Here is a 21,755-nt window from a genome sequence, read left to right as displayed (position 1 = left end):
ATGGCCTTGCACCTGCTGCGATTCGCGCCCGGTTTCCTGATCGGCGCGGTCGCGGCGCTTGTCGTTCCCGCACTGCCGGCGCGACCGGTCGCACTCTCGCTGCTGATCCTGGCCGCTGCCGCGCTTTGGTCGCGCGCGCGTTGGGTGGTCGCGATCGCCACGGTTATCGTCGGCATGTCCTGGTTTTGGCTGCACGCCGACGCCGCGCTGCGCGCACGGCTGCCGCCCGCTGCGGATGGCGGTGATGCCGCGATGCGGATTGAAGTGGTCGGCCTGCCCGAGGCGGGTGAACGCCAGATCCGCTTCGAGGCGCGAGTGCTGGAATCGAACTTGCTCGCACCCGGCACGAAGCTGCGCCTGGGCTGGTACGCACCGACACCCATGTTGTCTCCGGGCGATCGTGTCCAGGCGACCCTGCGCCTGCGGCGGCCGCGTGGTCGCGTCAATCCCGGTGGCTTCGATTTCGAACGCCACGCGCTCACAGAACGCATCGCTGCGGTCGGCTACGTGCGTTCCGGCGAGGTCGTGGCCGGGCAGGGCGGTGGCGCGATCGACCGCTTGCGCCTGCGTATTGCCGAGCGGATCGATGCCCGCGTGGCCGATGCGACGATGGCGGCGTTGCTGCGCGCGCTCGCGATCGGCGACGTGCGCGGTCTGCACGATGCCGACTGGGACGTGCTGCGCGCCACCGGCACCGGGCATCTGGTCGCGATCTCCGGCTTGCACGTCGGCCTGGTCGCGGCATTCGGCGCGTGGTGGTTCGTGTTGCTTTACCGGCTGTTTCCGCGCCTTGGCTTGCGCTGGCCGCGGCCGCAGGCGATGGCGGTCGGCGCGCTGGTCGCCGCCAGTGGCTATGCGTTGCTGGCCGGCTTCGGCGTGCCGGTCGTGCGGACCCTGCTGATGATCGCGGTGGCGCTGTCGGCGACGCTGATGCGACGTTCGCTGCGCAGCGTCGATGCGCTCCTGCTCGCCGCGCTGGTGATCGTCGCCATCGATCCGCTCAGCCTGCTCGGCGCCGGCTTCTGGCTGAGTTTCGTCGGCGTGGCGTTCCTGATCTGGGCGTTGACCGGATCGGAGACCTCGTTCGCCGGTTTGTGGCGCGCGCAGGTCGCGATGAGCATCGGCCTGCTGCCGATCGGCGCCTGGTGGTTCGCGCAGACCAGCGTGATCGGCTTTGCCGCGAATCTGTTCGCGGTGCCATGGATCACCTTCGTGATCGTGCCGCTGCTGTTGCTGGCGATGCTGGTCGATGCCGTCAGCGGCTACTCGGGGCTGTTCGCGCTGCCCGCCGCGCTGCTGCAACCGCTGTGGTCGGGGCTGAGCGTGAGCGCGCAGTCGCCGCTGGCCGAATGGCAGTTTGCGCAATTCTCTTGGTGGGCGCTGCCTCTGGCCGTGCTCGGATCCGCGTGGATGCTGCTGCCGCGCGGCGTGCCGCTGCGTATTCTGGGATTGGCGCTGCTGCTGCCGTTGCTGGTTCCGGCGCGAGACGATTTCGTCGACGGTGAGGTCGAGCTGACCACGTTCGATGTCGGCCAGGGCTTGTCGGTGCTGGTGCGCACGCGCAACCATGCTCTGCTCTACGACACCGGCGCGCGGCTCTCGGCCGACTTCGATCTTGGCGATGCGGTGGTGGTGCCGAGCCTGCGCGCGCTCGGCGTGCGCCGATTGGATCATCTGATGATCAGCCATCTCGACGGCGATCACGCTGGCGGCCGCGGCTCGGTGCTGCGCGCTTTCCCGGACACGATCGAGAGCATCGGCAACGAGGCCGACCCGGCGCCGCGCTGCGCGGCCGGGCAGCACTGGGAATGGGACGGCGTGCGCTTCGAACTGCTGCATCCGCCGCCGTATTTCCCCGACCTGGACAACGACAATTCCTGCGTGTTGCGGATCAGCTCCCGCCACGGCAGCGCGCTGCTGCCCGGCGATATCGGCGCGCTGATCGAGCAGCGCCTTGCGCGCGAGCAGGCGCACGCGATCGACGTCGATGTCGTGATCGCCGCGCACCACGGCAGCAAACACTCCTCCTCGCCCGAGTTCGTCGCCGCCACCTCCGCCGAAACCGTGATCTTCGCCCGCGGCTGGCGCAATCCTTTCGGTCATCCCGCGAATGAAGTCGTCGCTGGCTGGACAGCGGCCGGTAGCGAAGCGCACGACACTGCGGTCGAAGGCGCGATCAGCGTCCGCTTCACCGCCAAAGGCCGCAGCGTCCACTCGGCGCGTGCCGCCAGCCGCGCGTTCTGGCGGGAACACGGCGCAGAGCAGGATGGTCGAGCAACGCGTTGAACCGATTATTCGAATCCGTTCGCGAACACGAGTTCGCTGCCGATCACGATCAGGCCATCCTGCAACAGCAGGTGGCCGTTGGCGACGGTCTCGCTCTCGGTGGCGCTGTCATCGATCAGCGCGGCGTTGGTGGTCTGCAGTTGCAGCGGCATCGGCGGTTCCAGGCGCCAGGCCGGGATCGAGCAGGACCACCAGTTCGCCGATGACATCACCGGGCGCCACGGCATTCAGCGTGAACGCGAGCGGATTGCTGCTTTCGTCATAGGCCTTGAGCACGTAGACGTTGCCCGCCCCGGGCGTGACCTGGCTGAAGAACGCGGTCTTGCCAGCGGTGACACCGGCCGCGTCGAAGCCGATGCCATCGACCGCCGCCGCCGGAAACAGCACCTGGAATGCGAAGCTCTGGATCTCGTGGTCCGGCCCGTCGCCTTCGTCGAGCAGGGTGCCGGCGTTGTCCTGGACACGTACCGGCACCCGCACCGTAGTGCCAGCGTCGGCCGTTTGCACCGCGATCGACAGCCGATCGGCGGCCACGCAGGGCAGCGACGCCCACAACGTCAGCAAGGCGGCAACGACGCGCACCTCAGGGCACCTTGATGGAACCGTCGCGCAGCTCGAGCCAGCCGTTGCCGATGCTTTCCTCGATGCTGCCATCGCGATTCGCGAGCAGGCTCGTGCCCGGGTCCAGTTGCAGACGGATGCGCGCACCGCTGGCCAGGCCGGGCGCAAGGCGCAGGCGCAGCTGCGCGACCATGCCCGTAGCATCGGTGGTCTGGCGCGGGCCGAACAGGCCTGCGTCGAGGCTGACCAGCCACGACGCGCCGTCCGCGGTCCGCGGGTTGACCTCGAACAGCGGCACCACGTTCGTCAGCAACCCGGCGCGCTCGATCTGCGCGCTCGTGACCGCGGTGCCCGGAAGGATGCGCACGCGCAATGCGATGCCCTGCACCTGCGCTTGCCGTGGCTGCTCGGGGCCTAGCGGCGTGCCGCGCCGATCCTGGATGCGGATCGGCACCAGCACCTCGCTCGCGCCGCGCGGCGCTTCGACGCGGTCGAGTTCGAGCACGCTCTGTGTCGGCCGTGCCGTGACAGGGGTTTCTGCATCGCCCGCGACCGCGGGCACTGTGGCGAATGCGCAGCACAGCGCAAGCGCGAGCCAGCGGGACCTTGTCATGACACGCCTCCCGTGGATACGACGGTCGGGATCGGACCGCCGCCGAAGAAGTAGTTGATCAGGAAGAAGATGTCGGTGACGGTGACGGCACCGTCGCCGTTGGCGTCGCCATCGCCGAGCGGCGCCGCGCCGTCGCCGAGCAGGAAGTTGATCAGGTAGAAGATGTCGGCGACATCGAGCGCCCCGTTGCCGTTGGCGTCGCCGGCGCGCGTCGAGAAGGCGACCAGGGCGCAGGCGCTCGATTCCTGGAAGGCCCGGTTCATCGCGCGCAGCTCGTAGCTGTGCACGGCGGCGGTGTCGTAGCCGCTGTCATCGAACTGGGTCGCGGACGCGGGCAGTTCCGCGGTCAGCCCGCCGTCGCGGTAGACGTGGAAGCGCCACAGCCCGGACTCTGGATCGCTGATCGGCGCCCAAGTCAGGCGCACGTGGTTCGCCACCGATGCCACGCTTGCACTCGGGCAGGGCGGTGGCGTCGGATCGGCCAGACAGCGATCGGTCTGGAAGTGGATGTCTTGGGTCTGCGGCGCGCGCCAGGCGAGCGCCAACGTGGCACCGTCGTGCGCGGTGGCGATCGAGGCACTGGCCCGGTTGGCGAGGAAGCGGCTGCCGGCCACCACTGCGCTTCCCGGCACCAGGTCGATGTCGATCTCGCGCAGTCCGCTCGTACCCTCGATGTCTGCCGCATAGACCAGGTGGAAGCGTCCCCCGCCGTGATGCAGTTGTGCGGGTCCGTCCCAGTAGGGGGTCGCCACCAGAGCCACCTCCGGGAAGACCTTGCTGCCGTCGCGATTCAACGTCGTGAAGTAGATGTCCTGGCCGGGCGGATCGGCACCGCGCACTTCCGACCAGGTTACTGCGAGCGAGCTTCCGTCGTAGTCCAGGCCGAGATCGCCGGAGGTGAAATAGGGCGGTGTGGTGGCAGCGGACAGCGGCGTCGGCGCGAGCAGGATGCTGCCGTCGCTGGCGAAGCGTGCGAAGCGTGGCGTGCCGTCGCTGGCATCGACCAGCAGCAGACCCCAGCCATCGCCCATCCAGGTCGTGCGCCAACCCGAGAAGCCTTGGGTCAAGCCCAGGGCCAGCGTGATCGGGGTGCCGGCGACGCCGGCCTCGTTGATGCGCGCGTAGCGCAGGCTGCCGCCCTGGCCCCAGGTGACGCCGAACTGCTCCCCGTCCCAGCCCAGCTCCACGTTGCCTGTGCCGACCCCGCTCAGGACGGTGGTCTCCGGCAGCAGCACCGTACCGTCGCCGGCCAGTCGCATGAAGCGCAGCGTGCCGCCGGCCACGCGCCAGGCCAGCGCGACCGTGTTGCCGACCGCGGCGACGCCTGGACGCGCGGCGGCCGAGGTGGACAGTGGCGCGAAGCTCGCTGCGAGATTGCCGGCGGCGTCGTGGATCTGCCCGTGGATCTGGTTCGTACCTGCGACCGGCTCGGTCCAGAAGCTGGCGAATCCGCCCGCCATCGACACGACGCGTGGTTGTCCCGGGGTCACCACGCCGGCTGTGTTCGCCGTGTCGTGGCCGCTGGTGAACCACACCTCGGGATCGAGGTTGCCGCTGACGCCATCGCTCAGCCGCCCGGCGACTTCCAGGGTGGTGTTCGCTTCGTTCCACAACAGCAGCGCGCGCGCGCCATCCGTGGCCATGCGCGGCCGGCCCGAGCGGCGGCTGTCGAACGCCGATACGGCGGTCGGGCCGGTCAACGGCGCGCCGTTGGCGTCGAGGTGGTAGCGCACGATTTCCTCCACCGGCTGCCACGATTCCAGCAACAGCACATAGCCTCCGGGTCTGGGCGCCAGGCGCAGCCGGTAATCCAGGCTGCCGGGCGGGCTGATCGACACGCGCCCACCCGGGTCTGGCGTGCCATCCGCCGCGATGCGGCGGGTGTAGGCCAGGCATTCGCCAGTGGCATCCGCGCAGGCCGACCACGCCGCCAGCCAGCCACCACCGGGCATCGCCACCAGATCGGTACCGCCGATGCCGCTCGCATCCGTCACCGCGTCCAGAACGGCGGGAGCTGCCAGCAAAGGGACACCCGTGGATTCCTCGACGCGCTGGAAGCGCAGTTCGGTCAGTGCGTCCTTGTTATACAGCCACGCCAGGCCGAGTTCGCTGCTTGCTGGTTGCCAGGCCGCCGTGGGTTGCCCGATCCAGGCATCGGCCGCATTCGCGACGGTGACCGGACCGAGCACGCGGTCGCCATTCTCGGCGAGCCGGAAATAGTCGATCCGGGCCACGAAACCGACCGCCTGTCCCGGCGCGAACAGGGCCCAGTGGCTGCCATCCCAGTGCGGACGAACGACCTCGTTGGCGCCGAGATTGTTGATCACCGGGGGCGCAGCCTGGATGCGCCGGGGCTGGCGCAGCACCTGGCCGTTGCCATCGAGTTCGGCGAAGCGCAGCTCGGAGGCCGGGAAGGACCCCGGTGCGCCGCGCAGCGCTTCAATCCAGGTGAGGGCGTAGTGGTTGCCGTTGTAGCCAATCGCCGCCATGAACGCGGTCGTGGCGCTGGTGCTGACCTGCACCCGCGGCCCGATCGGCGCGAGCGTGCTGCCGTCGATGCGCTGGAAGTACACCTGCTCATGCGTGCCATCGTCGCGATCGTGATAGACCAGCCCCCACTCCGGGCCTCGATAGGCCGCGTCCGGCGAGCGTGCCCAGCGCCGCGACACGACCTGCGCATCGACGCAGACATTGGCGCCGATCGCGGGCGCGGTGCTGGCAGTGGCGCGGTTGGAGACACCGCCCGCATTGCCGCCGACCAGGCTGCGCACACGGTAGTAGTACAGCGTGGCCTGGGCGAGGCCGCTGTCGTCGTGGCTGGTCACGTCGGGACCGAGGTCGATCACCGGGAGGTAGGTGCTGCCGTCGGTCGAACGCTCGATGCGGAAGCCGGTCTCGACCAGGTTCGGATCGAACCAGGACAGGTGCACGGTGGACGCCGAGGTCGCGATCGCGAACAAGCCGCTCGGTCCGTTGCCGGTCACCGCCAGCGTGGACCCGACCCGTTGCAGGGTTCCGGTGCCTGCGTTCTCGGCCAGCGTACCGGCCTGGTTCGACAGTTCGCTGACCAGGTCGAAGTCGAGCGGCAGGGTGCCACTCGGCTGGTCGGCAGCGACCGTCAGGTTAAGCGTGGCGACCACGTCACCGGGGGCCGCGGCATCCAGCGTGAGCGGGATCAGGTTGCCGGTCTCCTCGTACGCGACCAGATAGCTGACATTGCCCGCGCCGAAGCTCGAGGTCGGGCCGAACAGCGGCGCCAATGCAGCGGTGATGCCGGCCGGCACGATGATGGCCGCGCTGATGCTGCCCGCCGGGAAGGTCACACGCAGCGCCAGTCCCTGGATGCGCTCGCCCACGGCGCGGTCGCGGCCGAGCGGGGTGAAGCCAAGATCACGCAGGTGGATCGGGACACTGATCGGCGTGCCGGCGATGACGCCGCCGCCGCTGACTGACACGACATCGGCGCCGGTGCCGTAGGCGAGGTTGTCGGCGAACTCCGAGGTGTTCCCCAGCGGGTCCGTGGCAGTGGCAGTCACCAGGCTCGGCTGGGCCGGCAGCGGCAGGGTCAGTGAAAAAGTGCCGCCGGGTGTGGCGACGGTGTCGGCCAGGAAGCTGCCGGCCTCGCCGGCGCCGCTCGGGTCGGCCACGGCGATGAACACTTCGACCGTGGCGCCAGGTGGCGCAGTGCCGCTCAGCGTGTAGTTGCCACCGCCGGCGCTGGCGATGCCGGTGAACTCCGGTCGGTTCAGCCAGGTATTGGCGCCCAGATCGGTATCGCCCGCGTCGTTCGGGAGCGGCCCGCCGCAGCAGCGCAGCTGGATGCCGAGATCACCGTTGTCGGCAATGCGGTTGCGGGTGATGCGATTGCGCTCGTGCGCATTGCGCAGTTGGAACAGCTCTGCGCATAGTCCGGGTTGACCGGTGGCGCAAAGCGCCTGGGCATTGGTCGAGAGTGTGGCGCTGCCCGGTCCCGCGATGGCGAGCGCGACTTGCGCCCCGCCCGAATACTCGACGTAGTCGACGCGGATGGTGTGCGCGCCGGGTGTCAGGCTGATCGAACCGCTGAGCGGCCCCGGACCGTTGCCGCTGACGACGAGGCCGGCATCGACGGTGACGCGCACCTCGTCGTCGAGCGGGTCGACAGTGAAGGTGTAGCTGCCGGCATCGGACACCACGAGTTCCCCTCGCAGGCGCATGCCGAAGTGATCGGTAAACGGATGGCCGCTGCCGTCGAGCGGTGTGGTCGCGCTTGCAATGTGGCGCAGCGCATCGTCCGGGGCATCGAACGCGATCGGCGTGTAAATCCCGACGTGGTCCGCGGTCAGTGCCGTGAACTCGGGATAGCCGGGCAGCATCGAGTCATGCACCAGCACACCGACCCAACCGTTGTGGCTGATCACGTTGTCTGGGCCGATGACGTTGTCCGACCCATAGATCGCGACGCCGTAATCGGTGTTGCCGAAGCCCGTCGCCTGCGCGGCGTTGGTGCCGATGTGGTTACAGGTGACGGTCGATGCGTCGCTGTCAAGGTAGAGGCCATTGCGGAAGCGCTGGATCGATAGGCCGCGGATGATCTGCCCGGGCGCGGTCAAGTGCAGACCATCGATGTTCGATAGCGCGCTGCCGTCGATCGCGATGTCCGGCACGCAGTCGCTGTTGCGGTCACCGTCGATCGTGGTGCCGGCCTCGGCAAGATCGGGAAAAGGCGTGCTCGGAGCGATGGTCTGGCCATCCAGCAACGCGTCGAAGGTGATCGTGCTCGGCCCGCCGTCGCCATTGGCGTCCATCACCGCCTGGCGCAGGCTGCCGGCGCCGCTGTCGGCGATGGTGGTGACCACATAGTCGGCAGCGAGCAGGGGCGCGCTCAGCAGCGGGGCGAGGAGCGGGAACAACCATCGAGTGAAGTGAAGACGGTTCACGAGACACCTCCAGGGGCGTCCGCGAGTGGGCCGGCTCAGGATCCAGACGTAACGGTGCGCCACCGACAGGCAGCGCCGGGCGACGGTTGGACCCTGGATGAGCCCAGGGGCGTGTTTGCGGGGGGATCGGGGCGCGCAGTTCCCGTGATGCCTGCGGCAAACGCAGGCCAGTTGGCGCGAGCTGGACCGATCGTGCCCAAGAAGAGCCTCCACATCGCGGTCAAGCGAGCGGGAATCTACTCCGGAGCCGGAGCCGGGTCAACGCTCGCGGACGCCAGCGCCTTCGTGCGCGGCCGCTCCTCGGGTGGGGCTGTTAGAATCCGCGCGTTTTGGACTTCGGGAGTAGGGCGCGTGTGGGAACTTCTGGCAGCGGGTGGCAAGGCGATGATTCCGATCGGCATCGCGGCGGTGGTGGCGCTGGCCATCATCCTCGAACGGTTCTGGTCGCTGCGTCGCAAGGAGGTGCTGCCGCCGAACCTGCCGGGCGAGGTGCGCCGCGTGTGCGCGGCGGCGTTGCGCGCACGGCACCTCGGGCGTGAGGCGATCAAGGAGCGCGTCGAAGACGCCGGCCGCCATGTCATGCACGACATGGAGAAGTTCCTGAACACGCTCGGCACGATTGCGCTGATCTCGCCGCTGCTCGGTCTGTTCGGCACCGTGATCGGCCTGATCAACATGTTCCTGGCGATTCTGAACTCCGGTATCGGCGACGCCAACCAAATGGCCGGCGGCATCGGCGAGGCGCTGGTCTGCACCGCGGCCGGCCTCAGCGTCGCGATCCCTGCGTACATCTTCCATCGCCACCTGCGCGCCAAGGTCGTCGGGCTCGGCATCGAACTGGAGAAGGAAGTGGTGGCGCTGATCGACACCATCGAAGCCGAGGTGCCGGTGCAGGTGGCAGCCGCGCGGAGAGCGGCGAAGTGAGGATCGCGCGTTCGGCGACCGCGCACGACGAGTTCGAGATCAACGTGATCTCGCTGATCGACGTGATGCTGACCTTGCTGATGTTTTTCGTGATGACCGCGACCTTCGAGCATCGCTCGCTGATGAAGGTCGCGCTGCCCGAGGCCGAAAGCAAGGAAGTGGCCGCGGCGCAGAAGGCGCTGGAGATCCTGGTCGACCGCGAGGGCCGCTTTTACATCGGCGCCAACGAGGTGATCAACCCCAGCTTGGCGACGTTGAAGGAAGCGATTGCGCAGGAGGCGGGCAGCGACCGCGAGCGCCCGGTGACGCTGCGTGCCGACGGCCGCACGCCGCACCAGGCGGTGGTTATCGCGATGGATGCGCTCGGCCAACTGGGTTTCGCCCGCCTTTCCATCGCCACCGTGCCGACCAAAGCCGGCAACGAGTAGCCGATGCAGCCCAGCGCCGCGTCCGCGCGCCCAGGCACCGTGGCGCTGTATCGCCGTCTGCTCGGCTTCTCCAGGAGCTATTGGCCGGTGGCATTGGTGGCGCTGCTCGGCATGCTGCTCGAAGCCGCCGCGGCGGGTGCCTTCACCTGGCTGATGCAGCCGCTGATCGATGGCACCTTCGTCGAACGCGACGTCGAGGTGGTGCGCTGGCTGCCCGGCGTGATCATCGCGATCTTCTTCGTGCGAGGCATCGCGACCTTCACCGCGGACGTCGCCATGGCGCGGATCGGCCGCGGCCTGGTGCGCGACATGCGCGATCGCATTGTCGAGAAGTCGTTGCGGATGCCGTCGAGTTGGTTCGACCGCGAGGCTCCGGCGGCGCAGATCTCGCGCCTGACCTACAACACCGAGCAACTCGCCTACGCGGCAGCCGAGGCGGTCAAGGTGGTGCTCACCGATGCCCTCACGATCGTGTTCCTGCTTGGAGTGATGCTCGCCAACAGTGTCAAGCTGACCCTGACCATGCTGTTCATGGTGCCGCTGATCGCGTTGATCGTGGCCACCGTCGGCAAGCGCTACCGGCGCATCAACAGCACGCTGCAGGATGCCTTCGCGCAGTTCTCGCACCGCGCCGAGCAGGCGCTGGCCGGGCAGGAGGCAATCAAGATCTACGGCGCGCAGGCAGTGGAACGCGCGCACATCGCTGCGCTGGCGCAGCGCAACTACCGGCTCAACCTCAAGGTCATCGCCACCCAGGCGATGAGCTCGTCGCTCGTGCAACTGCTGGCGGCATGCGCGCTGGCTGCGATCGTCTATGTCGCCGGGCGCGAGGCGGTGCGCGACGGCATGACCGCGGGTGGCTTCATGGCGCTGATCAGCGCGATGATGGCGATGCTGCCGTCGCTGAAACGGATCACCAACGTGCAGAGCCTGATCCAGCGCGGCATCGCCGCCGCCGAGTCGGTGTTCGCCGTGCTTGACGCCGAGGCGGAGCCCGACCACGGCACGCGTCGCATCGAACGCGCGCGGGGCGAACTGGTGTTCGATGCGGTCGGATTCGCCTACGCCGGGGGCAAGGGCGCGGCGCTCGACGGCGTCGGTTTCCGCGTGGCGCCGGGCACGACCACGGCCATCGTCGGTCGCTCGGGCAGCGGCAAGAGCACGCTGGCCCGGTTGCTGCCGCGCTTCTATGAGCCGGGTTCGGGAACGATCCTGCTCGATGGCGTTGCGCTCTCCGACTATCGCCTGGAAGACCTGCGCCGGCAAATCGCGGTGGTCAGCCAGAACGTGGTGTTGTTCGACGACAGCATCGCCGCCAACATCGCGTTCGGCGCGCTCGCCGGCGCCGCGCAGGAAGACATCGTGGCCGCCGCGCGCGCTGCCAATGCGCTGGAGTTCATCGACCGCCTGCCGCAGGGGTTCCAGACCCGGGTCGGGGATCGCGGCGTGCTGCTGTCCGGCGGCCAGCGCCAGCGCATCGCGATCGCCCGCGCGATCCTGAAGAACGCGCCGATCCTGATCCTCGACGAAGCCACGTCGGCGCTGGACAGCGAGAGCGAACAGCTGATCCAGGAGGCGCTGGATCGCATCCTGGCAAGCCGCACCGCGATCGTGATCGCACACCGACTCTCGACCATCGAGCATGCTGACCAGGTGGTCGTGCTCGATGACGGCCGCGTCCAGGAGATCGGCAATCACGCCGAACTGATCGCGCGCAATGGCGCCTACGCCCGCCTGCATCGTCTGCAGTTTCGCGACGCCGAGGACGCGGGATGAGCGGGCGTGCGCGGCTCGAATCGCGCCTCATCCGGATCTGGTACGAGGGCGCCGCCGTGCCGTTGTGGGCCGAACTCGGCGAACGGCTATACCGCGGTCTGCTTGGACTGCGGCGCTGGGCCTATTCGCTGGGCCTGCGGCGCGCGACACGATTGCCGGTGCCTGTGGTCATCGTCGGCAACCTCACCGCTGGTGGCACCGGCAAGACGCCGCTGGTCGCCTGGCTGGCCGGCGAATTGCTTCGGCGCGGCTGGAAGCCGGGAATCGTCACCCGCGGCTACGGCGCCGCGGCGCACTCGGCGCGACGCCTGCCTCCGGGCGCGGAACCGGCCGAGTTCGGCGACGAACCGGTGTGGCTGGCACACGCCACTGGCTGTCCGGTCGCGATCGGTCGCCGCCGTATCGAAGCGGCGCGGCTGCTGATCGAGAGCGACGGCGTCGACGTGCTGATCAGCGACGACGGGCTGCAGCACTGGGCGCTGGCGCGTGATCTGGAGATCGTGCTGATCGACGGCCAGCGTGCCTTCGGCAATGGTCGACTGTTGCCGGCCGGTCCGCTGCGCGAACCGGTCGAGCGACTGCACCGCGTCGACGCCGTGGTCGTCAACGGCGGCGAACGCGAGGGCGCGTTCTCGATGCAAGTGCACGCCGAGCGCGCGCTGTCGCTGCGCGACCTGGCACATGCGCGGCCCATCGCCAGTTTCTCCGGGCAACGCGTGCATGCCATCGCCGGCATCGGCAACCCGAACCGGTTCTTCCAGTTGTTGCGCGGCCACGGCATCGAGGTCGACGCGCATGCGTATCCCGACCACCATGCGTTCGATGGCAGCGAACTGGTCTTTGCCGATGACTTGCCGGTGCTGATCACCGAGAAGGACGCCGGCAAATGCGCGCCCCATGCCGACGGGCGCATCTGGGTGGTGCCAATCGACGTCGAACTTCCACCCGCCTTCGGCGACTTCGTCCATCGCCAACTGCATGCATGGAGAGCGCAGCCATGATCCCCGCGTTCAGCGTTGCCATTCCCGCCCGCTTCGGCGCCAGCCGCCTGCCGGGCAAGCCACTGCGCCTGTTGCGTGGGCGGCCCCTGATCACCCACGTGGTCGAGCGGGCACTGGTCGCCGGGGCCGAAGAAGTCGTGGTCGCCACCGACGACGAACGCATCGCGGCGGCGGTGCGCGACAGTGCGGTCCGCGTCTGCATGACCCGGGCCGACCATCCCTCCGGCACCGACCGGCTCGCCGAAGTCGCCCTGCAACTCGGCTGGGACGATCAGCGAGTGGTGGTGAACCTGCAGGGCGACGAGCCGCTGGCGCCGGTCAGCGGCATTCGCCTGGTCGCCGCGACATTGGCCGCGAGCAGCGCTGCCGTGGCCACGCTGGCGACGCCGGTACTGGACGCGGCCGAGCTGTTTTCCCCGAACTGCGTGAAACTGGTGCGGGCGGCCAACGGCGACGCGCTCTATTTCAGCCGTGCGCCCATTCCGTGGGCGCGCGACGCCTTTGCGGTCAATCGTGATCACCTGCCGGACGGCATCGAGTTCCTGCGCCATATCGGCATCTACGCGTATCGGGCCGGGTTCCTGCGGCGGTACCGCGCGATGGCGCCGGGAGCGCTGGAGCGCATCGAGTCATTGGAGCAGTTGCGCGTGCTCGAGGCCGGTGAGCGCATCGCCGTCGCCCTGGCCCCCGAACCGTTCCCTGCCGGCGTCGACACCGAGGCCGATCTGGCGCGAGTGGAAGCCCTGCTCGCACAAGAGAATTCACTTTATGATATTCACGTAAAACGCTGATGCAAATACTTTTTGTCTGCATGGGAAACATCTGCCGTTCGCCCCTGGCCGCGATCGAGGCGCGACGCTCCCTCGCCGCTGCGGGTCTGGACGGCGTGATCGGAATCGACTCCGCGGGCACGCTCGACTTCCATGCCGGGTACCCGGCCGACGCCCGCGCACGATCGCTCGCGACCGACCACGGCATGGACCTAGGTGCGCACCGGGCACGTCAGGTCAAGCCAGCCGATTTCAGCCGCTTCGATCTGGTCATCGCCATGGACCGCCAGAACCTGGCGACGTTGCGGCGACTGGCGCCCCCGCAGGCGAGCGGGCGCATCCGCCTGCTGCTCGAGTTCGCCGGCCGACCGCAAGACGAGGTGGCCGATCCCTATTCCGGTACGCGAGCCGATTTTGACTCGAGCTTCAGCCAGATCCGCGAAGGCGTTGCGGGACTGACCAAACACCTGCTGCGCCTGCATAATGCCGGGCACAGGCTTACGGAGTAGAGCATGTCCGCGAATCTGATCGCACCCGAACTGCCGTCCACGCTGCAGTGGCTGAACGTGCAGCATGCGCCGGTGCTGGAGAAGCTGCGCGGCCGCATCGTGCTGCTGCATTTCTTCAACGCTGCCAACGTCAATTCGCTGCACATGACGCAGGATTTGCGCTCGGTCGAGATTCGTCATCACGACGGCCTCAGCGTCATCGGCATCCACACCCCCAAGTTCGACCACGAACGTCAACCCGACAACGTGCTCAAGGCGGTAAATCGGATGCATCTCTCGTATCCGGTGGCGAGCGACGCCGACTGGGTGGCTTGGCGTCAGTTCGGGATCCAGGCGTGGCCCTCGGTCGCGGTGATCGACGCCGAAGGCCGGATCGCCGGTGTGATCGCCGGCGAGGGCAATCGCGCCCAGATCGACGCCCTGGTCGGGTCGCTGCTCGAAGATGCCGCCAACCGCGATATTCGCTTCTACGAACCGACCCAGCCCGTCAGCCGTCCGGAACCGCGCACGCCATTGGCCTTCCCGGGAAAGGTCATGCTGACGGATACCGCCTTGTTCGTCGCCGACTCCGGGCATAACCGCGTGCTCGAATGCACCCACGATGGCCGCATCATCCGCCAGATCGGTACCGGCACCAACGGTTATCTGGACGGCAAGTTCGGCGATGCCGCATTCAACGACCCGCAAGGGATGGCGCTGATCAAGGACATGCTCTACGTCGCCGACCGGGGCAACCACTGTATTCGCCGCGTGCACATGATCACCGGCGAGGTCGATACGGTCGCCGGCACCGGCCAGCATGGGCGACCGGCCACGCAGGACTACAGCGAACCGACTACGGTCGCGCTCAATTCCCCATGGGACCTGATCGCGGCGAACGAGAAGCTGTTCATCGCCATGGCCGGCCAGCACCAGATCTGGGCGCTCGACCTGAACCGCAAACGCCTGAACCTCTACAGCGGCACCGGCAAGATCGGTCGCGACGACGGCGACGGCATGTTCGCGACCTTCGCCAAGCCCACCGGGCTCGCCTACGTCAACCAGGTGCTCTATGTCGCCGACGCCGACGGCTCGGCGATCCGTGCGGTGCGCAGCGATGGCCGCGTGCAGACGCTGGTCGGCGCCGGGTTGTACGAGTTCGGCGATGTCGACGGGCCTCCGGCCCAGGTTCGGCTGCAGCACCCGATGAGCGTGGCCGCCGACGCCAACGGCCAGATCCTGTGGCTCGTGGATACCTACAACAACAAGCTCAAGGCGCTGTCGTTGCGCGGCGGCGGGGCCAAGTCGATCAACCTGGCCTTCAGGTTCAACCAACCGTCGGGAGTCGCCAGCCTTCCGGGCAAACTCTTCGTCGCCAACACCGGCGCCCACGAAGTGGTGCGCATCGACACCAGCAACGGCCAGGTCACGCGCTTGCCGATTGGCGAGTGAACGCATGACTGCGGGCGCGCCGCCGGCGTTCGATGGCCGCGCCTTCGTGCGCGACCTCAGCGGCGCGCCCGGTGTCTACCGGATGCTGGATGGCGGCGGTGCGCTGCTCTACGTCGGCAAGGCCAAGAGCCTGAAGAAGCGCGTCGCCAGCTACTTCGCGCGGCCGCAACTGGAGCCGCGCATCGCGGCGATGCTGGCGCAAGTGGTGGCAATCGAGACCACGGTGGTGCGCACCGAGTCCGAGGCGTTGATCCTCGAAAGCGAGCTGATCAAGTCGCTGAAGCCGCGATACAACGTGCTGCTCAAGGACGGCAAGGGCTATCCCTCGATCTTCCTCAGCGCGGACGATTTTCCGCGAATGGCTTTCCATCGGGGTGCGCGCAAGACCAAAGGCCGCTATTTCGGGCCGTATCCGAGCACGGTCGCGGTGCGTGAAAGCATCAATCGGCTGCAGAAGCTGTTCCGCCTGCGCAACTGCGTCGATAGCTTCTTTCGCAACCGGTCGCGCCCCTGCCTGCAGTACCAGATCCAGCGTTGCACGGCACCCTGCGTCGGGCTGGTGTCCGCGGCCGACTACGCCCGCGACGTGCGCCATGCCGCGATGTTCCTGGATGGACGCTCGTCGGACGTGATCGACGAGTTGGTGCGGAGCATGGAGCAGGCCAGCGCCGATCTCGCGTTCGAGCGGGCAGCCACACTGCGCGACGAAATCTCGCGCCTGCGCCAGATGCAGGCGCGCCAGTTCGTGACCGGCAACGAGCAGGATGCCGACGTCATCGCCTGTGCCGTGCGCGATGGCCAGGCTTGCGTGCAGGCGCTGTTCTTCCGCGATGGCACCAGCCTCGGTAGTCGCCACTGGCTGCTGCGCGCGGCCGAGGACGCAGGACCGGCCGAAGTGCTGGAAGCATTCGTTTCGCAGCACTACGCCGAATTGCCGGCGCCGCGCAGCCTGATCCTGAGCCACGACATCGATGATGCCGAACTCATCGCCACCGCGCTCTCGACGCGGTCCGGGCGCAAGGTCGAAATCCTGCGCCCGCAACGCGGCGAACGCGTGAAACTGGTCGAACTGGCGCTGCGCAACGCCGCCATCACGCTCGGCACGCGGCTCGGCTCCGACGCCATGCAACGCGAGCGCTGGCAAGGACTGGTGCCGCTGCTCGGACTGGCCGAAGCGCCGGGACGCATCGAGTGTTTCGACATCAGCCACACCATGGGCGAGGGCACCGTCGCCGCCTGCGTGGTGGCCACCGAGGACGGCCCGCAGAAGTCGCTGTACCGCCGCTTCAACATCCGCGACATCACCCCCGGCGACGATTACGCAGCGATGCGACAAGCGATCACGCGGCGATTCCGGCGGCTGCTCGACGCGCAGACCGACCTGCCCGACCTGCTGCTGATCGATGGCGGCGCCGGCCAGGTCGGCAAGGCGCTGGAGGCATTGCGCGAACTCGGTATCGACGGCGTCAACGTCGTCGGCATCGCCAAGGGCCCCGAACGCAGGCCAGGCTGCGAGGAACTGGTGCTCGGTGACAGTGGCCGCGTGCTGCATCCACGTGCCGATGCCGGCGGGCTGCTGGCGCTGCAAGCGGTGCGCGACGAAGCGCATCGTTTCGCCATCGCCGGGCACCGCGGTCGCCGCGAGAAGGCGCGCAGCGGCAGCGTGCTCGACGAGATCGAGGGCATCGGCGCGCGGCGGCGCAGCGCCTTGCTCAAGCAATTCGGCGGATTGCAGGGCATTGCCGGCGCCGGTGTGGAAGAATTGGTCCAGGTGAAGGGGATTGACAGTGCACTCGCAGAAAGGATTTATGCGCACCTGCATCGATGACAGCCACCGCGGCCGGCGCCCATGAAGCTGACCATCCCGAATCTGCTGACCCTGTTTCGCATCGCGCTGGTGCCGATCCTGGTCGCCACCTTCTACCTCGACTTCAAGGGCGCGCACATCGTCGCGGCATTGATGTTTGCCGCCGGCGCCATCACCGACTGGCTCGACGGCTGGATCGCGCGTCGCTTCGGACAGATGTCTGCGTTCGGCGCGTTTCTCGACCCCGTCGCCGACAAGCTCACCGTTACCGTCACCTTGTTCCTGATCGTTCAAGCCGACCCCAGCCCGCTGATGGCCATCGTTTGCGCCGTCATCGTCGGCCGCGAGATCACCATTTCCGCGCTGCGCGAGTGGATGTCCGAAATCGGCGAGCGCCGGCACGTGAGCGTAGCCGGCATTGGCAAGATCAAGACCATCGTGCAGATGGTCGCAATATCTTTTCTGCTCTGGCGCGAGCCCATTTTCCAGATTCCGATCTACCTGATCGGCCAGGGCCTGCTGTTCGTCGCCGCCGTGCTGACCATCTGGTCGGCCGCGATCTACATGCGCGCCGCCTGGCCCGTCATCAGGGCGCGCGATGATTGAGCACTGGTGAACGAGTGGCTGAGTGAGTGTTGACACGAAAAAATTTGCCACTAAGATGCGCGGCTCCCAAGCGGGAATAGCTCAGTTGGTAGAGCACGACCTTGCCAAGGTCGGGGTCGCGAGTTCGAGTCTCGTTTCCCGCTCCAGATCAAGCGAAACCTCGGGAAACCGGGGTTTTCTTGTTTAAGGTACGGACGCCGCGATCCCGGTCGCGTCGCCCACGCCGCCGGCCTGGTGGCAGAGTGGTCATGTAGCGGCCTGCAAAGCCGCGTACGCCGGTTCGATTCCGACCCAGGCCTCCAAACCCGAAAGCCCGCCCGCAAAGGCGGGCTTTTTTGTTGCCGCATTCACCGCAACAATGCCCCATGCCCCGGTGGCGAAATCGGTAGACGCAAGGGACTTAAAATCCCTCGGCCAAAAGCCATGCCGGTTCGAGTCCGGCCCGGGGCACCACGGTCGTCTCCCTTCTCCCACCGGGAGAAGGGCTGGGGATGAGGGCGGGCTTGCGTTAGCCTTCACTGCTTGAACGTGGAGATGTCGCCGTGACGGAAGCCAGCAGGGATGCGACGCAGCGTTTCATCTCGAAGTGGCAGGGCATCAGTGCCTCGGAACTGTCGACCTCGCAGAGTTTCCTGATCGACCTGTGCGCATTGCTCGGGGTCGAGGTGCCGCATGCCACGGCTGCGCAGGACTACATGTTCGAGCGGCCGATCACGTTCAGCCATGGCGACGGTTCGACCAGTGCCGGGCGTATCGACCTGTATCGACGCGGCGCCTTCGTGCTCGAATCCAAGAAGCTGAAGTCGGCGACCCACAGCAAGGGTTTCGACGACGCGCTGTTGCGCGCGCGTTCGCAAGCCGAGGCCTATGCGCGCGCCCTGCCGGCGAGCGAGGGCCGGCCGCCGTTCGTGGTCGTGGTCGATGTCGGCAACCGCATCGAGCTGTACGCGGAGTTCTCGCGTTCGGGCGCCACCTACACGCCGTTCCCGGACCCACGCTCGCATCGCATCGCGCTGGCCGATCTGGCCAGGCCGGAGATCCTCGACCGCCTGCGCCGGGTCTGGACCGATCCGCTCTCACTCGATCCGAGCCGCGAGTCGGCACGGGTCACGCGCGAGATCGCGGCGCGTCTGGCCGAGTTGGCCAGGAGTCTGGAGCGGGCAGGGCATGCGCCGGAACAAGTCGCGCAGTTCCTGATGCGCTGCCTGTTCACGATGTTTGCCGAGGACGTGCGGCTGTTGCCGGAGGCCAGCTTCCGCAACCTGCTGGCGCAGCATGAGGAGCGGCCGGACACAGCGATGCGCATGCTCGCGCAGTTGTGGCGCGACATGGATGCGGGCGGCTTTTCGGCGGTGCTCGCCGGTGATGTGCTGCGCTTCAACGGCAAGCTGTTCAAACAACCGGACACGTTGCCGCTGGACCGTGAACAGGTCGGCTTGTTGATCGAGGCCGCACGCGCCGACTGGAAACACGTCGAGCCGGCGATTTTCGGCACCTTGCTGGAGCGTGCGCTGTCGACCAGCGAGCGGCACAAGCTCGGTGCGCATTACACGCCGCGCGCCTACGTCGAGCGCCTGGTGCTGCCGACGGTGATCGAACCCTTGCGCACCGAATGGAGCGATGCGCAGGCGGCGGCGATGACGCTGGCAGCCGAGAGCCGGCACGACGAGGCGGTGGCGGCGTTGCAGCGCTTTCACCATCGCCTGTGCACGGTGCGGGTGCTCGATCCGGCCTGCGGCAGCGGCAACTTCCTGTACGTGACACTCGAACACCTGAAGCGGCTGGAAGGCGAGGTGCTGAACGCGCTCGATGAACTCGGCTTCCGCCAGACCGGGCTGGCGCTCGGCGGTGAGCGTGCCGACGCGCTCGGTGGCGAGACGGTGGACCCGCACAACCTGCTCGGCATCGAGTTGAATCCGCGCGCGGCGGCGATTGCCGAAGTGGTGTTGTGGATCGGCTACCTGCAATGGCACTTCCGCACGCGCGGCGACGTCAACCCGCCGGTGCCGGTGATCCGCGACTTCCGCAACATCGAGAACCGCGATGCGGTGCTGGCCTATGACTCGGTGGAGGTGGTGACGGATGCGGCGGGGCGGCCGGTGACGCGCTGGGACGGTCGCACGATGAAGCCGTCGCCGGTGACGGGCGAACTCATCCCCGACGACAGCGCCCGTATTCCGCTCGAACGCTACACGAACCCGCGCAAAGCCGAATGGCCACAAGCCGATTTCGTGGTTGGCAATCCGCCGTTCATTGGTAACAAGCGCATGCGTACTGCGTTGGGGGATGGCTACGTGGAAGCATTGCGTTCGTCGTGGAAGGACGTGCCCGAGTCGGCGGACTTCGTGATGTTCTGGTGGGACCACGCTGCCGAACTGACGCGCCACGGCAAGCTGGAACGTTTCGGTCTGATCACAACCAATTCGATCAGCCAGACCTTCAACCGTCGCGTTGTTGAACGCGCACTTCTCCCTTCTCCCACCGGGAGAAGGGTCGGGGATGAGGGCGGACTTGCGGCAAAGCCTCCCTCATCCGGCCCTGCGGGCCACCTTCTCCCGGTGGGAGAAGGAAAGGGCGCGGGTTCGCTTGGCGCCGAGAGCCCCTCATCCGGCCCTGCGGGCCACCTTCTCCCGGTGGGAGAAGGGAAAAGCGCGGAGGTACTGGCTGTCGGGGGAGAAGGGAAAAGAAAACCACGCTTGCCGGAGGATGCGGTGTTCTTTGCACGCGAGTTGCGCAAGTCGATGACTGACCCCGAACAGATGATGTGGGCGCTCTTGCGCGATCGTCGTCTGCAGGATCGCAAGTTCAGGCGGCAACATCCGTTTCCACCGTACACCCTCGACTTCTATTGTCACGACTTGCGCCTCGCGATCGAACTCGACGGTAGCCAGCATCTCGATTCAGCAACCGATGCACGGCGGGATGCCGTACTCAAAGACGCTGGCATTGAGACGATCCGCTACTGGAACCATGACGTCTCGCATCGGACGGATGCAGTGCTCGAAGACATCTGGAACCGGTTGTCTGCGCGCGCAGATGCCTGTCTCCCTTCTCCCCCCGGGAGAAGGGCCGGGGATGAGGGCGGGCTTGCGGGAGAGCTTCCCTCATCCGGCCCTGCGGGCCACCTTCTCCCGGTGGGAGAAGGGAAGAGCGTGGGTGGCCTTGGTGCTTAGAGCCCCTCATCCTGCCCTGCGGGCCACCTTCTCCCGGTGGGAGAAGGGAAGAGCGTGGGTGGCCTTGGCGCCGAGAGCCCCTCATCCGGCCCTGCGGGCCACCTTCTCCCGGGGGGAGAAGGAAAGACGCGCGACGAGGCGAAGCGAGCGTTTGACGAGGCGATTCTGGAGCGATTGGTGGCGTTGAATGCCGAGCGGGCGGTCGAGGAAGCGCGTGGGCTGGTGCGTTGGTTGCGGCCTGAGTTTCAGAACTCTGGCGTGGGCGCGAAGCCGCAGCAGGTGGAGATCGACACCGCGGCGATGGAGGACGAGGCGCCGGTGGATGGCGCCGTGGCGGTGGTGGGCAAACCGCAGCCGTGGCCGAAAGATGCGATCGAGCAGGTGCGCGCCGTGGCCGATCTGCTGGCGGCGAGACCGGCGCCGCTGACGGTGGACGAGATCGCCGCGCGCTTCAGCGGTCGATGGCCGTGGCGGAAACGGCTACCGCAGCTGTTGGACATGCTGGTCGCGCTTGGACGCGCGCGGCAGGACGGCGAGGGCGCGTTCCACTTCGGCATGCGTTGATCGGGCACGGAGCGAGTCGCGCGCTTGACGAAGGTCAGTGCCGGCCGCGGCCATGGGCGGCAAGCTCGCGGCCTTTCCATCAAGCGGGGAATTACCATGGATTTCAAGGTGCAGGGTCTGGAATGCGGTCACTGCGTGGCGGCGATCGAGAAGGCAGTGGCGAAGTTCGATCCGACGGCGGTGGTGGAAGTCGAGATCGAGTCCGGTACGGTGCGCATCAGCGGACTGATCACGGAAACCCAGGCGCGGCAGGCGATCGGCGATGCCGGCTACCAGGCCGAATTGATGGGTGGCCCGGCCAAGGCTGAGCGCTGCTGCGGCTGTTGCGCCTGATCCATGGCCGCCGGTGCCGCGCCGGCAGTTGCGTCCAATGACCTGAAAGCCCGA

17 protein-coding genes and 3 tRNA genes are annotated in these 21,755 nt (G+C 67.6%); 16 read left to right on the top strand and 4 right to left on the bottom strand.

The genetic code is table 11. The features are described 5' to 3' along the window. Positions 1 to 2,286, top strand: a complete 2,286-nt coding sequence (locus IPG63_16285) for a DNA internalization-related competence protein ComEC/Rec2 (protein ID MBK6728750.1) — start codon at positions 1 to 3, stop codon at positions 2,284 to 2,286. A gap of 5 nt (positions 2,287 to 2,291) precedes the next feature. Here the strand turns inward: IPG63_16285 and IPG63_16280 are convergent, their stop codons facing one another. Genes IPG63_16280 through IPG63_16265 form a run of 4 tightly spaced genes read right to left on the bottom strand, consistent with a single transcriptional unit; the run spans position 2,292 to position 8,379 of the window. Beyond that, positions 2,292 to 2,438, bottom strand: coding sequence for a hypothetical protein (locus tag IPG63_16280; GenBank protein ID MBK6728749.1), 147 nt, complete (start codon positions 2,436 to 2,438; stop codon positions 2,292 to 2,294). Beyond that, positions 2,395 to 2,868 (bottom strand): hypothetical protein, encoded by a 474-nt coding sequence (locus IPG63_16275; GenBank protein ID MBK6728748.1) that lies wholly within the window; start codon positions 2,866 to 2,868, stop codon positions 2,395 to 2,397. The genes IPG63_16280 and IPG63_16275 overlap by 44 nt, the downstream gene beginning before the upstream one ends. Position 2,869: 1 nt before the next feature. Then, positions 2,870 to 3,460: a hypothetical protein gene (locus IPG63_16270; GenBank protein ID MBK6728747.1), complete on the bottom strand. Its 591-nt coding sequence runs from the start codon at positions 3,458 to 3,460 to the stop codon at positions 2,870 to 2,872. Continuing rightward, positions 3,457 to 8,379: a hypothetical protein gene (locus tag IPG63_16265; GenBank protein MBK6728746.1), complete on the bottom strand. Its 4,923-nt coding sequence runs from the start codon at positions 8,377 to 8,379 to the stop codon at positions 3,457 to 3,459. The genes IPG63_16270 and IPG63_16265 overlap by 4 nt, the downstream gene beginning before the upstream one ends. A 351-nt stretch (positions 8,380 to 8,730) precedes the next feature. On the opposite strand from IPG63_16265, the gene IPG63_16260 reads away from it, so the two are divergent. The 15 genes from IPG63_16260 to IPG63_16190 all read left to right on the top strand — a co-directional run bounded on the left by IPG63_16260 (position 8,731) and on the right by IPG63_16190 (position 21,701). Further along, complete coding sequence (locus IPG63_16260) at positions 8,731 to 9,303, top strand: MotA/TolQ/ExbB proton channel family protein (GenBank protein ID MBK6728745.1); 573 nt, start codon at positions 8,731 to 8,733, stop codon at positions 9,301 to 9,303. Positions 9,304 to 9,305: 2 nt separating this feature from the next. Further along, positions 9,306 to 9,731, top strand: coding sequence for a biopolymer transporter ExbD (locus IPG63_16255; GenBank protein ID MBK6728744.1), 426 nt, complete (start codon positions 9,306 to 9,308; stop codon positions 9,729 to 9,731). Positions 9,732 to 9,734: 3 nt separating this feature from the next. After that, positions 9,735 to 11,507, top strand: a complete 1,773-nt coding sequence (msbA, locus tag IPG63_16250; GenBank protein ID MBK6728743.1) for a lipid A export permease/ATP-binding protein MsbA — start codon at positions 9,735 to 9,737, stop codon at positions 11,505 to 11,507. Further along, entirely contained in the window at positions 11,504 to 12,508 is a 1,005-nt protein-coding gene (locus tag IPG63_16245) for a tetraacyldisaccharide 4'-kinase (protein MBK6728742.1), read from the top strand. Before msbA ends, IPG63_16245 begins: the two co-directional genes overlap by 4 nt. Continuing rightward, positions 12,490 to 13,299: a 3-deoxy-manno-octulosonate cytidylyltransferase gene (gene kdsB, locus IPG63_16240; protein MBK6728741.1), complete on the top strand. Its 810-nt coding sequence runs from the start codon at positions 12,490 to 12,492 to the stop codon at positions 13,297 to 13,299. Before IPG63_16245 ends, kdsB begins: the two co-directional genes overlap by 19 nt. Beyond that, entirely contained in the window at positions 13,299 to 13,787 is a 489-nt protein-coding gene (locus IPG63_16235; GenBank protein ID MBK6728740.1) for a low molecular weight phosphotyrosine protein phosphatase, read from the top strand. Before kdsB ends, IPG63_16235 begins: the two co-directional genes overlap by 1 nt. Before the next feature lie 3 nt (positions 13,788 to 13,790). Next, positions 13,791 to 15,218: a hypothetical protein gene (locus IPG63_16230; GenBank protein ID MBK6728739.1), complete on the top strand. Its 1,428-nt coding sequence runs from the start codon at positions 13,791 to 13,793 to the stop codon at positions 15,216 to 15,218. 4 nt (positions 15,219 to 15,222) lie between these two features. After that, the gene (uvrC, locus tag IPG63_16225) at positions 15,223 to 17,046 is read left to right on the top strand and encodes an excinuclease ABC subunit UvrC (protein MBK6728738.1); all 1,824 of its coding nucleotides are present in this window, start codon (positions 15,223 to 15,225) and stop codon (positions 17,044 to 17,046) included. Positions 17,047 to 17,067: 21 nt separating this feature from the next. Beyond that, positions 17,068 to 17,631 carry a CDP-diacylglycerol--glycerol-3-phosphate 3-phosphatidyltransferase gene (pgsA, locus tag IPG63_16220; protein MBK6728737.1) on the top strand — a complete coding sequence of 188 codons (564 nt, stop codon included), beginning with the start codon at positions 17,068 to 17,070 and terminating at the stop codon, positions 17,629 to 17,631. Between the two features lie 70 nt (positions 17,632 to 17,701). Next, positions 17,702 to 17,777, top strand: a tRNA-Gly gene (locus IPG63_16215). A gap of 82 nt (positions 17,778 to 17,859) precedes the next feature. Further along, positions 17,860 to 17,933: transfer RNA gene (locus tag IPG63_16210), tRNA-Cys, on the top strand. A 65-nt stretch (positions 17,934 to 17,998) separates the two neighbouring features. Then, positions 17,999 to 18,084 (top strand) — tRNA-Leu (locus IPG63_16205). 89 nt (positions 18,085 to 18,173) lie between these two features. Next, positions 18,174 to 20,804, top strand: coding sequence for a DUF559 domain-containing protein (locus IPG63_16200; GenBank protein MBK6728736.1), 2,631 nt, complete (start codon positions 18,174 to 18,176; stop codon positions 20,802 to 20,804). 177 nt (positions 20,805 to 20,981) lie between these two features. Beyond that, positions 20,982 to 21,368 (top strand): hypothetical protein, encoded by a 387-nt coding sequence (locus IPG63_16195; GenBank protein MBK6728735.1) that lies wholly within the window; start codon positions 20,982 to 20,984, stop codon positions 21,366 to 21,368. 96 nt (positions 21,369 to 21,464) lie between these two features. Continuing rightward, a complete protein-coding gene (locus IPG63_16190) occupies positions 21,465 to 21,701 on the top strand; it encodes a heavy-metal-associated domain-containing protein (protein MBK6728734.1) in 237 nt (78 codons plus the stop codon). Positions 21,702 to 21,755: the final 54 nt, after the last annotated feature.

The sequence above is a fragment of the Lysobacterales bacterium genome (assembly GCA_016703225.1).
Classification (GTDB): domain Bacteria; phylum Pseudomonadota; class Gammaproteobacteria; order Xanthomonadales; family Ahniellaceae; genus JADKHK01.
The sequence above is the reverse complement of the archived record's forward strand: the minus strand, read 5'-3'. Positions and strand labels throughout refer to the sequence as shown.

Excerpts from the sequence above, each read along its gene's own strand:
- IPG63_16285 (MBK6728750.1), top strand. The coding sequence starts at position 1 with ATGGCCTTGCACCTGCTGCGATTCGCGCCCGGTTTCCTGATCGGCGCG.
- IPG63_16280 (MBK6728749.1), bottom strand. The coding sequence starts at position 2,438 with ATGCCGCTGCAACTGCAGACCACCAACGCCGCGCTGATCGATGACAGC.
- IPG63_16270 (MBK6728747.1), bottom strand. The coding sequence starts at position 3,460 with ATGACAAGGTCCCGCTGGCTCGCGCTTGCGCTGTGCTGCGCATTCGCC.
- msbA (MBK6728743.1), top strand. The coding sequence starts at position 9,735 with ATGCAGCCCAGCGCCGCGTCCGCGCGCCCAGGCACCGTGGCGCTGTAT.
- IPG63_16245 (MBK6728742.1), top strand. The coding sequence starts at position 11,504 with ATGAGCGGGCGTGCGCGGCTCGAATCGCGCCTCATCCGGATCTGGTAC.
- kdsB (MBK6728741.1), top strand. The coding sequence starts at position 12,490 with ATGGAGAGCGCAGCCATGATCCCCGCGTTCAGCGTTGCCATTCCCGCC.
- IPG63_16235 (MBK6728740.1), top strand. The coding sequence starts at position 13,299 with ATGCAAATACTTTTTGTCTGCATGGGAAACATCTGCCGTTCGCCCCTG.
- IPG63_16230 (MBK6728739.1), top strand. The coding sequence starts at position 13,791 with ATGTCCGCGAATCTGATCGCACCCGAACTGCCGTCCACGCTGCAGTGG.
- uvrC (MBK6728738.1), top strand. The coding sequence starts at position 15,223 with ATGACTGCGGGCGCGCCGCCGGCGTTCGATGGCCGCGCCTTCGTGCGC.
- pgsA (MBK6728737.1), top strand. The coding sequence starts at position 17,068 with ATGAAGCTGACCATCCCGAATCTGCTGACCCTGTTTCGCATCGCGCTG.
- IPG63_16190 (MBK6728734.1), top strand. The coding sequence starts at position 21,465 with ATGGATTTCAAGGTGCAGGGTCTGGAATGCGGTCACTGCGTGGCGGCG.